The organism is Streptomyces sp. NPDC006476 (genome assembly GCF_040612015.1).
Classification (GTDB): Bacteria; Actinomycetota; Actinomycetes; order Streptomycetales; family Streptomycetaceae; genus Streptomyces; species Streptomyces griseorubiginosus_B.
The window spans coordinates 103,507-117,223 of the sequence record NZ_JBEXPK010000021.1 but is presented as its reverse complement, the minus strand read 5'-3'; the positions used below and the strand labels follow the sequence as shown (position 1 = coordinate 117,223).

10 protein-coding genes are annotated in these 13,717 nt (G+C 71.3%); 6 read left to right on the top strand and 4 right to left on the bottom strand.

Features of this window, described 5'->3' with window-relative positions:
* The first annotated feature begins 48 nt into the window (after positions 1-48).
* Positions 49-570 (top strand): sigma-70 family RNA polymerase sigma factor, encoded by a 522-nt coding sequence (locus ABZZ74_RS24530; RefSeq protein ID WP_208780390.1) that lies wholly within the window; start codon positions 49-51, stop codon positions 568-570.
* A gap of 1 nt (position 571) precedes the next feature.
* Positions 572-1,318 (top strand): hypothetical protein, encoded by a 747-nt coding sequence (locus ABZZ74_RS24525; RefSeq protein ID WP_356768285.1) that lies wholly within the window; start codon positions 572-574, stop codon positions 1,316-1,318.
* 49 nt (positions 1,319-1,367) lie between these two features.
* On the opposite strand, the gene ABZZ74_RS24520 is transcribed toward ABZZ74_RS24525, so the two are convergent.
* Positions 1,368-4,640 carry a S8 family serine peptidase gene (locus tag ABZZ74_RS24520; RefSeq protein WP_356768283.1) on the bottom strand — a complete coding sequence of 1,091 codons (3,273 nt, stop codon included), beginning with the start codon at positions 4,638-4,640 and terminating at the stop codon, positions 1,368-1,370.
* A 156-nt stretch (positions 4,641-4,796) separates the two neighbouring features.
* Here ABZZ74_RS24520 and ABZZ74_RS24515 point away from each other — a divergent pair, with 156 nt between their 5' ends.
* The 3 genes from ABZZ74_RS24515 (at position 4,797) to ABZZ74_RS24505 (ending at position 8,747) form a co-directional block, all read left to right on the top strand.
* Entirely contained in the window at positions 4,797-5,261 is a 465-nt protein-coding gene (locus ABZZ74_RS24515; RefSeq protein ID WP_356768281.1) for an NUDIX hydrolase, read from the top strand.
* 199 nt (positions 5,262-5,460) lie between these two features.
* Positions 5,461-7,221 (top strand): TIGR03767 family metallophosphoesterase, encoded by a 1,761-nt coding sequence (locus ABZZ74_RS24510; RefSeq protein ID WP_356768279.1) that lies wholly within the window; start codon positions 5,461-5,463, stop codon positions 7,219-7,221.
* Positions 7,222-7,559: 338 nt separating this feature from the next.
* Positions 7,560-8,747: a glycosyltransferase gene (locus ABZZ74_RS24505; RefSeq protein WP_356768369.1), complete on the top strand. Its 1,188-nt coding sequence runs from the start codon at positions 7,560-7,562 to the stop codon at positions 8,745-8,747.
* A gap of 77 nt (positions 8,748-8,824) precedes the next feature.
* Here ABZZ74_RS24505 and ABZZ74_RS24500 read toward each other — a convergent pair whose 3' ends face one another.
* Together ABZZ74_RS24500 and pepN are read right to left on the bottom strand one after the other, a co-directional pair.
* Positions 8,825-9,862 (bottom strand): hypothetical protein, encoded by a 1,038-nt coding sequence (locus tag ABZZ74_RS24500; RefSeq protein ID WP_356768277.1) that lies wholly within the window; start codon positions 9,860-9,862, stop codon positions 8,825-8,827.
* Between the two features lie 188 nt (positions 9,863-10,050).
* On the bottom strand, positions 10,051-12,621 hold the full coding sequence (gene pepN, locus ABZZ74_RS24495) for an aminopeptidase N (RefSeq protein ID WP_356768275.1): 2,571 nt from the start codon (positions 12,619-12,621) through the stop codon (positions 10,051-10,053).
* A 176-nt stretch (positions 12,622-12,797) separates the two neighbouring features.
* Here pepN and ABZZ74_RS24490 point away from each other — a divergent pair, with 176 nt between their 5' ends.
* The gene (locus ABZZ74_RS24490) at positions 12,798-13,460 is read left to right on the top strand and encodes a DsbA family protein (protein WP_356768273.1); all 663 of its coding nucleotides are present in this window, start codon (positions 12,798-12,800) and stop codon (positions 13,458-13,460) included.
* Between the two features lie 3 nt (positions 13,461-13,463).
* Here ABZZ74_RS24490 and ABZZ74_RS24485 read toward each other — a convergent pair whose 3' ends face one another.
* Entirely contained in the window at positions 13,464-13,703 is a 240-nt protein-coding gene (locus ABZZ74_RS24485; protein WP_356768271.1) for a hypothetical protein, read from the bottom strand.
* Positions 13,704-13,717: the final 14 nt, after the last annotated feature.

Below are 13,717 nucleotides of genomic sequence, written 5' to 3'. Positions count from 1 at the left end.
TTCCGTGCGCTGCCGCGTCGTAGAGGAAACGCGGTGAGGGGGTGGCTTGTGCTGCGCAGAAAGGCCCGCCGTGCGCCGGAGGACGAGGATCCTCTGGACGCGGCTCAGGAACGCCGGGTGCGGGCGGTGCTCGCGCTGGGCGGGGTGCCGCAGGCGGACCTGCCGGACGGGGTGCAGCAGGTCCGCCTGCGGTTGCTGGAGCGCGCGGCGAAGGGGTACGAGGCCCCGCGCGACGTCTCCGCCTGGGCGGCCGTCGTCGCCTCCAACCTGGCCATGGACTGGCATCGCGCCAAGCGCCGCCAGGACCGGATCGGTGAGCGGCTGGCCTCCCTGCGCCAGCTGGAGCACCCCTCGGGCGAGGACACCAGCGTGCTCTCGCTGGCGGTGGCCCAGGGCCTGGACGAGCTCCCGGACTCCCAGCGCCAGGTCCTCGTCCTGCGCTTCTACGCCGACCTGCCGGTCCGTTCGATCGCCCAGGAGCTCGGGGTCCCGGAGGGCACGGTCAAGAGCAGGCTGCACACGGCGGTCCGGGCCCTGCGTGCCCGTCTGCACGAGGACGAGGTGGTGTGAGATGACCGCCGACGACCGGCACTACGACGGCGGCGACGCGCTGATGGCCGCGATCACCGGCGAGCGGCTCCCCGAGGACGCCGACGCCGCCCTCCTCGCCGAGCACCGCCGCGCCGAGGCCGATGTGGCGCTGCTGCGGGAACAGCTCGGGATCATCGGGGACGCGCTGGCCGGGGAGCAAGCACGGCCACGGCCGGCGGCCGCACCGCCACGGCCGACGCGGAACCGGCGTGCGGTGCGCAGGTTCGCCTTCGCGGGCCTCGCCGTGACGGCCGTCGCGGGCGTGCTCTCGGGAATGATCTGGCTGCTGGGACAGGCGTCCGGGGACGGGGTGAACTCCCTGTCGGGCGGCAGCGCCGACTCCGGCGCCAAGTCGGCGGACTCCCCGGCCCGCTCCCCGTTCGCCAGCTCCGAGTATCTCGCCTGCTCGCGGCTCGTCGCCGAGGGCACGGTCACCGCGGCCGGGCCGGCCCCCGCGGCCGCCGGCCGGGAGCGGATCACCCTGCGCGTGACCCGCGCGTACAAACCGGCGAAGGCCCGGCCGGAGAACACCGGGCAGGAGCTCACCTTCGTGGTCGCCGAGAGCGTGGCCGGCCAGACCCTGCACCGGGGCGACCACATCCTGGTCGCCTTCCCGCGCCGCTCGGCCACCCCGGACCAGGTCCTGGTCGGGGAGGTGTCCATCGCCCCCGAACGCGCCGGGCTCGAACAGGCACTGGCCGGGTCGGCGGGTGTGACGTGTGAATGAGCAAGGGCGGGCGCCGTACGGACGCCCGCCCTCATCGCCGTACCACCGGCTACGGCGTGACCTTCTCGATCTTCACGCTGCCGGTGCCCGCGACCGTGCCCCGGGCGTTCACCAGCTGCACCTGGCCGAAGAACTCCCGGCCCTCCGGAGCGGCCGCCGCGGCGGTGACGCTCGCGGAGACGGTCGCCGAGGCGCCCGTGCCGAGCTTCACCGGCGCCGCCTGGTCGACGGTGACGGTGCCCATGGACGCGGAGAAGAAGACGTCCCGGTAGTCGTACGCCGTCGAGCCGGACGGCACCGAGTAGCCCGCGACCTCGATGGTGTAGGTGCCGGCGGCGGGCGAGGCGACGGAGACCGCCTCCTCCGAGTCGCCGTCGGCGGACTGGCCGACGACCGTGCCGGCCGCGTTCTTCACCGTCAGGTCGAGGTCGGCGGCCGCGTCGGAGACGTTGCCGATCGCCACGTCCAGGGACTTGGCGCCCTCGGGCACCACGACCGTGGTGGTCTGCGTCTCGCCCTGCTTGATCGTCGGGCGGGCCGTCTTCGAGGAGCCGAGCGGGCCGCCCACCAGGTGGCCGTCGATCGCGGCGAGCTTGTTGGTCACCTTCCAGGAGGCGGCCGCCGGGGTGCCCACCTTCGCCTCGGGCACGGTCACCGTCTCCGGGTCGAAGGCGGCGCCGTAGACGGCGGCGTCGAGCTTGTAGGGGTTGTCGAGCAGCGGCGAGGTGCGGCGCGCCTCGACCTCGATCTCCCAGACGCCGGGCTGCGGGTCGGCGTACGAGCGCACGTCGGGCTTGCAGCCGTTGCCGTCGAGGTAGTTGTTGTAGCAGTACGGCGTGGAGGTGTTGTCGACCGGGACGCCGTAGGGGTGGATCGCGATGAACCGCGTCTGGCTCGCGCCCTGCAGCCCGCCGATCGCCACCTCCAGCGACGTGGCGCCCTCGGGCACCGTCACGAAGTACGACCGCGTGCTGTTGCGCTGCACGGAGTCGGACGCGGAGTAGGTGTACTTCACCGGCGTCGAGACCACGACCGTGGTGAGGATCTGCTTGTCGACGCCCTCGGTCCGCGGGTCGTCCACGGAGAGGATCGCGCTCTTCAGACCCGCCGAGCGGGGGTTCGCCTGCACCTTCACCGTCACCGGCTGGTTCAGCGGCAGCCTCACCTCGTCCTTGCCGAGGATCCTGAAGGTGCCACCGGCGTTGTTCTCGAACCGCAGCCGGTGCCACTGCGCCTTCTCCGAGCCGGAGGTGCGGGTGATGGTGACGTCGTACGTCTTCTTCTGTCCGGCCTGCAGACCGCCCTCGCGGTCGTAGAGTCCGGTGCCGTAGCCGGGGGTCTTCAGCAGCTGGTCGATCGCGGTGTCGACCGGCGCCTTGACGGTGTAGTCGTGGGCGGTGGCGCCGTCGCGGACGGCGTCCCAGGCGTCGACCACGTCGATCAGGCCCGAGCCCTCCTCGTACGCCTGAACGCCCTTGATGTGCTTGGCCGTTGAGGTCAGGGCCGTGCGCAGGTCGGCGGGGCTCAGCGCGATGTGCTTCTGCTTGGCGGCGCTCAGCAGCAGCGCGGTGGCGCCGGTGGCCTGCGGGGAGGCCATCGAGGTGCCCTGCAGCATGGAGTAGCCGGCCGGCAGTGCGTAGCCCGCCTCGGCGACCGGGGCGCCCGGCAGCCAGGTCTGGGTGGTGTTGATGGCGGCGCCCGGTGCGGACAGGGTCGGCGTGAAGCCGCCGTCCTCGCGCGGACCGCGGGAGGAGAAGGGCATCATCGCGTACTTCTTCTCGACGACCGAGCCGTAGTTGGCCGCCCAGGTCTCCTTGGAGATGGTCGCGCCGACGGAGATCACCTTGTCGGCGAGGCCCGGGTCGCCGATGGTGTTGGCGCCCGGACCGGAGTTGCCGGCGGAGATCACCAGCTGCACGCCGTAGGTGTCGATGAGCCGCGTGTACAGCTCCGCACGGGCGTTGTTGCCGTCGTTGAGGGCCGGGAGGCCGCCGATCGACATGTTGACGATGTCGACACCGCGGTTGACCACCAGGTCGATCATGCCCTCGGTGAGGGCGACGTTGGTGCAGCCGCCGGTCCAGGTGCAGGCCCGAGAGGAGACGATCTTCGCGCCGGGTGCCGCGCCGTTCATCCTGCCGCCGAACAGCCCGTTGGCGGCGGTGATGCCGGCGACGTGCGTGCCGTGCTCGGACTCGATGACGCCGATGTTGACGAAGTCGGCCTTGGCGCCGGAGGAGTTGTAGATGACGTCCTTGCGGATCTCGACCACGAACGGCTGCCGCTCCACCACGTCGGTCTTCGGGTCGTCGGTCCCGAAGTAGCCGACCTGGAAGCCGTCCTTGTACGGCTTCATGGGCGTGTCGTCGCTGAAGTCGAAGTTGTTGTTGAGGTCGACGCGGACCGTCCCGGCGGCGGCGTCGTACAGGACGCCCCACTTGTCGGTGGTGTCGCCGTCCCGGTTGGCGTCGCCCTTGGCGTCGCCGCCCGCGGTCGCGGCCTCGCTGAAGGTGCTGATCTGGTACGACCCGGCGGGCGCCGTCCAGGTGCGGCCGCCGTAGGTGAAGACCGGCCCGGACACCGAGGTGAGCATCGGCCGCCAGGTGGCGTCGCCGTCGACGATCGGGTCGGTGGCCGTCACCCAGTCGACGATCTTCCGCTCGCCGGTGGTGGTCTTCTGCAGCGCCGGGTGACCGAGGTCGACACCGGAGTCCAGGATGCCGATGGTGACACCGCGGCCGTCCGCCTTCGGGTGCTGCTTCACGAAGTCGACGGCGCCCGTCTCGAAGGACGGGTTGTACGGGTTGCGCGCCGGCGTGCTCTTGTCCGGCGCCGGGTAACTCGCCTTACCAGTGGCCGACTTGGCGCCGCTCGTGACGCTCGGGTCGTCCAGGGGTATCTCCGCGCGCAGGTCGATGCCGTGCACGGAGGACAGCTTCGCGGCGGCCGCGATGGCCGAGTCCGCCTTCGAGGTGGGCACGGTGGCGCGGACGTAGCCGAGCTTGTCGTAGGTGCGGCCCACGATGCCGCCCTTGACCGCGTCCAGCTTCTGAGTGACCTGCTCGGTCTGCCCTGGGGCGGTGGCGATCATCATCGTGACGTTCTTGTCGCCGTCGGCCTTGGCCTCGGCGAGCCGGTCCGCGTCGTCGGAACCGAGCTTGTCGTGCGCGGACTTGACGGTGGTGTCCGTGGGCGCGGTCGCGGAGGGGCCGTCGGCGGAGAAGGCCAGGGGTATCGGCCCGGCCGCGGAGAGCGCGGCGACGAGACCTGCGGCCACGGCTATTCGGGCCGCGGGTCTGACGGGGAGCAAGGTCATCGGCATCCCTTACAGGTGAGGAAGTCCAGTGCCGGACGAGCGCACAGCTTTACCCAAGGGGAGGTTGTTTGGGAAGTGTTGACCCGAGCGATAGAGATGTATGGGGAAAACCCCCGATGCGGGACGCACCGCCGACAGCCCCGTTCCGGCTAATTTCTCCCTGTGCGACGGAAACTGAGGGTGGCGGCCTACGCCATATGCGTCCGCGACGGCCAACTCCTGCTGGCCCGCTGGACCGACGGCCGGGGCCGGCCCGAATGGACCCTGCCCGGCGGCGGCATGGAGCACGGCGAGGACCCCTACGACACCGTGCTGCGGGAGGTGGAGGAGGAGACGGGGTACCACGTCGAGGTGACCGGCCTGCTCGGCGTCGACTCCTTCCGCCTGACGACCCGGAGCCGCTTCCGCCGCCCGGTCGACCGCCAGGGCCTCCGGCTCGTCTACGAGGCCCGGGTGACCGGCGGCGAACTCCGCCCCGAGATCGGCGGTTCGACCGACATGGCGGCCTGGCACCCGCTGGAGACGGTCCCCGCCCTCAACCGGGTCGGGCTCGTCGACACGGGCCTGGCGCTGTGGCGGGAGCGGCCCGTGACGGGTCGGTTACCCCAGAAGATGAACACTGCGTGACCGCCTACCGGCCGGTCGAAGAGCGGGTGAGAACACACAGGGTTTGCCAAGATCCACGTACGGTGATCGGCGTTGCGCGTTGCCGTCTCGTTCACGCGCAGGTCATTCCCGGTGCCAAGCATCCAAGGCGAGCGGGTTGTTCGCGGCAGCGAAAACCCGCGACCACTGCCGACGCGTTCGCACTCGGGGAGACCGCGCCATGCCGCGCATACGCTCAGTCGCCGGCGACAAGCCCGCGATCAACCGCCGTACCGTCCTCGCCGCCACCGGCGCGGCAGCCGTCTCCGCAGGCGTCGGCTACGCCCTGCGGCCCACCGACAGCCAGGCCGCGGCCGTCGCCGCGGACCCGCACGAGGCCATCGTGGCCCACTCCCGTCAGGCCGCCGCCGCGCCTCTCGCGCCGTACACCAAGGGCACCACCCTCGCCTCCGTCGCCACCCCGCGCGCCGGCTCCGGCTACCGCCGGCTCGCCGACGGCCCCGGCTGGGCCCGCGTCGTGCGCAGCGAGCTCGCCGCCCCCAAGTCGGGCCGCGCGGGCCGCCGTACCGCGCTCGCGGCGTTCGTGCAGCTGACCGACCTGCACCTGATCGACGCCCAGCACCCGCTGCGCCTGGAGTACGTGCGCTCCGCCGACCCGCACGCCTGGCGCCCCCACGAGGCGCTGACCGTGCAGGGCGCGGTGTCCCTGATCGAGCGGGTCAACGCGCTGCGCGGCGCCCCCGTCACCGGTTCCCCGCTGCACTTCGCCATGACCACCGGCGACAACACGGACAACAACGCGAAGTCCGAGCTGGAGTGGTTCCTGACCGTCATGAGCGGCGGCCGGGTCACCCCCAACTCCGGTGACCCGCGCCACTACGAGGGCGTCCAGAACAGCGGCCTGCAGCTGTTCTGGCAGCCGGACTCCACCACCCGCGACAACGACAAGCGGCTGGGCTTCCCGCACCTCGGCGGCTTCCTGCCCGCCGCGATCCGGGAGATCCGCAGCCCCGGCCTCAACCTGCCCTGGTACTCCACGGTCGGCAACCACGACGCCCTGCTGCTCGGCTGCTACGGCCACGCCGACTCCTGGCTGGGCGAATTCACCGTCGGCGGCAAGAAGTTGATGAGCCTGCCCGCCACCGAGGCCAAGAAGCTGCAGAACCTCATCAGGAGCGGCGGCGACCCGAGCGGCACCGCCCTGCGCGACCTGCTCAAGGCGCACAGCCGCGACATGCGCTCCGTCACGCCGGACGAGCGCCGTGCCCCCTTCACCCCGACCGACTACCTCAAGGCCCACCTCGACCCGGCGCACCGCGGTGTCGGCCCGGTCGGCCACGGCTACTCCACCGCCAACCTCGACGCGGGCACCCAGTACTACACGTTCCGCATCTCCGACGACGTCATCGGCATCAGCATCGACACCACCGACCCGAGCGGTCACTACGACGGCTCCATCGGCACCACCCAACTGCGCTGGCTGGACCGGCAGTTGAAGGACAACAAGGACTCCTGGGCCATCGTCTTCAGCCACCACACCAGCAAGTCGATGACCAACACCGAGCACCCCGACCCGGCGCACCCGGGCGAGAAGCGGCACGACGGCGCCGAGGTCGTCTCCCTGCTGAGCCGCCACGCGAACGTCCTGGCCTGGGTGAACGGACACATCCACCGCAACGAGATCACCCCGCACAAGGCGGCGGGCGGCCGCTCCTTCTGGGAGATCTCCACCGCCTCCCACGTGGACTACCCGCAGCTGGCCCGGGTCATCGAGATCGCCGACAACAAGGACGGCACGATCTCCTTGTTCACCACCCTCATCGAGTCGGCGGCTCCGCACCGCACCGACTTCACCGACCTCACCCAGACGGGCCTGGCCGCCCTCTACCGCGAGATCTCCTACAACGCCCCCGGCGCCAGCAAGAAAATGGGCGGCACCTCCAGCGACCGCAACACCGAGCTGGTCCTGAAGAAGGGGTGAGCGAAAAGCGCCCCATCGGGGGCGGGGGGAACGGCGCGATCAACCACACCGAACCCGCACACGCCCGACACCCCACCACGGCACCCCACCAGGCGCTCACCGCGCACAGACAACGGCCGTACCCGAGGACCAGGCCACGCCCGGTGTGGTCCTCGGTCGCGTGATACCCGGTTCTGACCGGCCTGACCGTCCGGTAATCCAGGCGACTCGGACACGAGACGCCCAGTTCATCCGTACGAAACGTCCGTGGCGCCTCATATCGGCTAACCCGCTGTTCACGGGGATGGCTCGATATGTACGAGGCGGGTGGTCGTGTGCGCGCAACGCACGGACTGCAGGTGCTGTCTGTTTACGAGGGTTTCTTCTCCGGCGGGGCCCGGATCGTCCACAGTGACGTCGTGCTCGGCCTGGTCGAGGGCGGTCAGCAGGATCACCGGGTGCTGAGCATCCACGGTGAGGTGCACCGCGAGGCCACCCGGCAGCGGATGGAGGACGACGCCTGCTACCGGTCGCTCACCGCGGCGGGGGTGGGCGTCACGTCCCTGGGCCGCAGCTTCCCCGCAAGCCGGGATCAGGTCGGTTTCACCGGGCCGGAACTGGCCGACACCGCACGCGCGACCGCCGAGGCGGACGTCATCCTGTCCCTGAAGGAACAGCCCCTGCGGCTGCTCAACCAGGCGGGCCTGCCGAGCCGCCCGGTCGTGGTCTGTCTGCACCGCTCCGACCCGGAGAACCAGGGCGCCGCCCTGGACGAGCTGAAGGCTGCCATCGCCGACGGCACGGTGGTGGCCTGTGTGTGCTGCGCGGAGTCCACCCGGGCCGCCTACCAGGCCGCCGGGGTGCCGGGCGAGCTGCTGCACGTCATCCCCAACGGCGTGGACCTGCTCCGCTTCCGCCCCGACCCGGCCGCCCGGCTCGCCGTCCGCGCCGTCCTGGACATTCCGGCCGACGCCCCGGTGGTGGTCTTCGCCGCCCGCTACGACGCGATGAAGAACGTCCCCCTGTTCCTGGCCTCCGCCCGCGCCTGGCTCGCCCGGGAGCCGCGCGGCCACGTCCTGATGTGCGGCGCGGGCATGACGCGCGCCAACCCCGGCCTGGTCGCGGACATCGCGGCCGCCTTCGACACCGACCCCCTCCTCACGGACCGGCTGCACCCCCTCGGCGTCCGGCACGACATGGAGCACCTCTACGCGGCCGCCGACGTGGTCGCCCTCACCTCCTCCTGGGGCGAGGCGGCCCCGCTGTGCCTGGTCGAGGGCATGATGTGCGGGGCCGTACCGGTGGCCACCGACGTCGGCGACAGCGCGGCGATCGTCTCGGGCCACGGCTTCGTCACTCCGCCCGACCCGGACGCCATCGCCCGGGCCTGGACGGAGGCGGTGGCCGCCCGCCCCGACCTCGCGCCGGCCCTCGCCGCCAGCCGTGAACGGTTCAGCCGTACGCGGATGATCGCGGCCTACGCGGCCCTGATCGACGGCGTCCACACCCGGGCGACGCTGCCCCCCGCCCTGCCCGAGCCGCTCTGATCCCCACACATGAGGAGGGGCCACGGACCCACCCGGCAGCCCCTCCTCTCCCCTCCTGACACCGTCCCGGTCCGTCACTACCGGGGCAGTACCACGACATAGGCCGCCGGGTCGCGGTCGCCGGAGGCCATCAGGGCCGTGCGCACCACGGCCGCCTGCTGCTCGGCGGCGTCCCGGAGCTTCTTCGGGGTGATGTGGACGACCGTGATGCCCAGGCGCTCCAGGGTCTCCCGCTTGCGGGCGTACTCGGACCACATCGCGTCGTCGTCCTGGCGGGGCGCGCGGGTGTCGAGTTCGACGGCGACCGCCTGCTCCGGCCAGTAGGCGTCCAGCCCGCCGAGGTGCGGGCCGCCGGGCAGGCGCAGGTCCACGTTCCAGACCGGGTCGGGCAGGCCGTGCTCCTCGACCATGCGGTACATCCGGTCCTCCGCGATCGCCCGGCCCTCGGCCAGCAGCGAGTCCACCGCGTCCACGACCTGCGGTCGGCTCAGCAGCTTCGCGTTGGTCAACTCCCTCACCACCGCAGCCGGTTCGCAGTGCCAGCCGCGCACCGCCTCGGTCAGCAGCCGTCGTACGGCACCGGCGTCCGAAAGCTCCGACACCGCGTCCGCCAGGGCGCGCGGGACCGGCGCGATCGGAACTCCCGTCACCTGCTGGGCGGTCGGCAGGGACGGTGTGCGGACGACACGGGCGCAGCCGGTCGAGCGCACCCGGCGCAGCCGGGGGACCAGGACGTCGATCCTCTCGATCGACAGCAGCGGGGGTGCGGAGGTGAAGCCGTGCAGCGTGAGGGCCGCGAGGCCGGTGATCATCGCCTCCGCGTACACCGGGCGGTGCGGGGACTCGGCGCCCGGCTGGGCCGGCACCCCGGGGGCGGCTTCGCGTGCCGCGTACATCAGCACCGCGTGCAGCCGCTCCTCGCTGGTCGGCGGGCCCGGGTGCAGCAGGAAGACACTCGGGAGGATCTGCTGCCAGGGGCCGCCGGGGCGGCACTGCTCGGCCAGCTCCGCGGAGGAGACACCGTGCGCCTTCAGCTGCGCGGCCGTCAGGACACGGCGGTGGACCTCGGAGAGGTGACGGAGCGGGCGGGGGGACAGCGGGGTGTTGTGGGTCATGTCCCGGGGTTTTCCGCGCCCGGACCGACCCCTAACCGCTGTTACACGCTCGTCGACAAATGCGGACAAGGCAGCACTAAAGGACGGGTGTTCGGATGCCGATAGGGCACCGAAAACCCCTGGTCCAAATGGGTTGGGCCAGGGGTTACGGGTGTTATTGACCGGATTCCGTAACGGTCGCCGGCGGCTTAATCGTTGGCCAAAGCTTGGGCCCGCAGCGCCCGTGCCAGATCGTCCCTGGCCTCCAGCACCAGCCGGCGCAGCGCGGGCGCCGCCCCCTCGTGCGCCGCCAGCCACGCGTCGGCCGCCTCCAGCGTCCCCGGCGAGTCCTGCAGTGAGGGGAACAGACCCCGCACCACATCCATGCCGATCTGGATGGACCGCTCCTCCCAGACTCGCTCGATCGCCGCGAAGTACCGCTCCGCGTACGGCGCGAGCAGCTCCCGCTGCGAGGCCTGGGTGAAGCCCGCGATCGTCGCCTCCACCAGCGCGTTGGACAGCGCGTCCGACTCCACCACCTGCGCCCACGCCTGCGCCTTGACCGCCTCGGACGGCCGCGCGGCCAGGCACCTGACCTGGTGGCGCTTGCCGGAGGCGGTGTCGTCGCGGGCCAGTTCGGCGGCCAGTACGGCCTCGTCGGCGACCCCGTGCGCGGCAAGCGGTTCCAGGAACGCCCAGCGCAGCTCCTGGTCGACCTCCAGCCCGTCGACCTTCTCGGTGCCCTCCAGCAGCCCCCGCAGCAAGCGCAGATTCTCCGGAGAGGAGGCGACCGTCGCGAAGAACCGCGCCCAGGCCAGCTGGTGCTCACTGCCCGGCTCGGCCACCCGCAGCTCCCGCAGGGCGCCCTCCGCCACCAGCCGTCCGCCGGTCTCCCGCCACCCCGGCGCCACATAGTGCACCAGCGCGGAGTTCGCCCACGCGTGCAGCATCTGCAGGACGCCGATGTCGGACTCGCGGCCCGCGAAGCGCAGCACGATCTCCACGAATTCCCGGGCCGGCAGCAGCGCGTCCCGGGTCATGTTCCACAGCGCCGACCAGCACAGGGCCCGGGCCAGCGGGTCGGTCATGGTGCCCAGGTGCGCGCGCAGGGCGGCCAGTGAGGTCTCGTCGAAGCGGATCTTGCAGTACGTCAGGTCGTCGTCGTTGACCAGCACCAGCTCGGGCGCCTCGGTACCGGCCAGCTCGCCCACGACCGTCCGCGCGCCGTCGACGTCCACCTCGGCCCGCGCGTACCGCTCGAGAGAACCCTCGGGGGTGCGCCGGTACAGGCCCACCGCCACCCGGTGCGGGCGCAGCTCGGGATGCGACTCGGCCGCTTCCTGCACCACCGCCAGCTCGTCGACCCGGCCCTCCGCGTCCAGCAGCACCTGCGGGGTGAGGGAGTTGACGCCCGCCGTCTGCAGCCAGGACCGCGCCCAGCCGCCCATGTCCCGGCCGCTGGTCTCCTCCAGCACCGACAGCAGGTCACCGAGGCGAGTGTTGCCGTACGCGTGCCGCTTGAAGTAGCGGCGGGCACCCTCCAGGAACGCGTCCTGGCCGACGTAGGCCACCAGCTGCTTGAGGACGGAGGCGCCCTTGGCGTAGGTGATGCCGTCGAAGTTGAGCTTGGCGTCCTGCAGATCGCGGATGTCGGCCGTGATGGGGTGGGTGGAGGGCAACTGGTCCGCGCGGTACGCCCAGGCCTTGCGGCGGTTGGCGAAGGTGATCCAGCCGTCCTGGAAGCGGGTCGCGCCGACCAGCGCGAAGGCGCCCATGAAGTCCGCGAAGGACTCCTTCAGCCACAGGTCGTCCCACCACTCCATGGTGACCAGGTCGCCGAACCACATGTGCGCCATCTCGTGCAGGATCACGTTGGCCCGGCCCTCGTACGAGGCCTTGGTGACCTTGCCCCGGAAGATGTACTCCTCGCGGAAGGTCACCAGGCCCGGGTTCTCCATCGCGCCCAGGTTGTACTCCGGCACGAACGCCTGGTCGTACTTCCCGAAGGGGTACGGGTAGTCGACGTGGTCGTGGAAGAAGTCCAGGCCCTGCTTGGTGACCAGGAAGACGTCGTCGGAGTCGAAGTAGGGCGCGAGACCCTTGCGGCACAGGGCGCCGAGGGGGATCTCCAGCGTCGTACCGTCCGGGAGGGTGCGGGAGTAGGAGTCCGTGACGTAGTGGTACGGGCCCGCCACCACGCACGTGATGTACGTCGAGATCGCCTTCGTCTCCGCGAACCGCCACACCCCGTCGGTCCGTTCGCCGACGCCGTTGCTCCACACCGTCCAGCCCTCCGGCGCCCGCACCTCGAAGCGGAACGGGGCCTTGAGGTCGGGCTGCTCGAAGTTCGCGAAGACGCGGCGCGAGTCGGCCGGCTCGTACTGCGTGTAGAGGTAGACCTCGCCGTCCTCGGGGTCGACGAAGCGGTGCATGCCCTCGCCGGTGCGGGAGTAGGCGCACCGGGCGTCCACCACCAGCTCGTTCTCGGCGGCGAGGTCCTCCAGCAGGACCCGGGAACCGTCGAAGACCTCACCCGGGTCGAGATCCCTGCCGTTGAGTGAGACGGAGGTCACACTCGGCGCGATCAGGTCGGCGAAGCTGGACGCGCCGGGCTCGTTGCAGCGGAAGCGGATCGTGGTGACCGAGCGGAAGGTGCGCGGACCGTCCCCGGTCTCCTCGCCCACCGCCGAACGCAGGTCGAGCGACACCTCGTACCCGTCGACGGACAGCAGGGCGGCCCGCTCCCGGGCCTCGTCACGGGTCAGATTCTCACCGGGCACGGGCGGCACTCCCTCGGCAGCTGTTCGGTATGTGGACAGGGCTGATCCTGCCATGCGCCCCTGACGGGAGGCAGCTCGGAATGAGGGCGGCGGACGGGAATGGGAACGGCGGACGGGAATGGGGACGGCGACGCCCGGTGTTGCCGGTTGAAACGAGTCCTTTTTCTAGGAGAGCCATGTCCGAGACCGCGAGCAGCTCCGCCAAGACCCCCGTCGACTTCTGGTTCGACCCGCTGTGCCCCTGGGCGTGGATGACCTCCCGCTGGGTGCTGGAGGTGCAGAAGGTCCGGGACATCGACATTCGCTGGCACATCATGAGCCTCGCGGTGCTCAACGAGGACCGGATCGACGAGCTGCCCGAGGAGTACCGGGAGATGCTGGCGACCAAGGCGTGGAAGCCGGTGAAGGTGGTCACCGCGGCCTGGCAGAAGCACGGCTCGGACGTCGTCGGCCCGCTCTACACCGCGCTCGGCACCCGCTTCCACAACAACGGCGAGGGCCCGACCGTCGAGGCCATAGCCGCCGCGCTGGACGAGGTCGGGCTGCCCGCCGACCTGATCGACTACGCCGAACAGGAGGACTTCGAGTTCGAGGCCGAGCTGCGCGCCTCCCACAAGGAGGGCATCGAGAAGGTCGGCCAGGAGGTCGGCACCCCCGTCATCGCCGTGCCCGGCGCGGACGGCGAGCAGATCGCCTTCTTCGGCCCCGTCGTCACCCCGGCGCCCAAGGGCGAGGAGGCCGCGAGGCTCTGGGACGGCACCCTCGCCGTCGCCTCGGTCCCGGGCTTCTACGAGATCAAGCGCACCCGCACCAAGGGTCCGGACTTCAGCAACCTGTAGGTCTCACTCGGGGGCGGCGGCCTCCTCGTCCTTCTTCTCCCGGAACTTCTCGGGAAGGATGCCGCCGTCGCCCTGGCGGAAGTAGGGCTGGTACCACAGGCAGCCCTTCGCGGTGCACCGCCAGAGGTCGTGGACGAAGTGGCGGGGGCCCTTCTCCTCGCGGACGGCGGCCTTCTCCGCGTCGTTGAGTTTGCGGAAGTCCTGTCTGCTTTTGCAGGTGGGGCACATCCGGCTCGTCGTCATGAACCCCTCCTCGT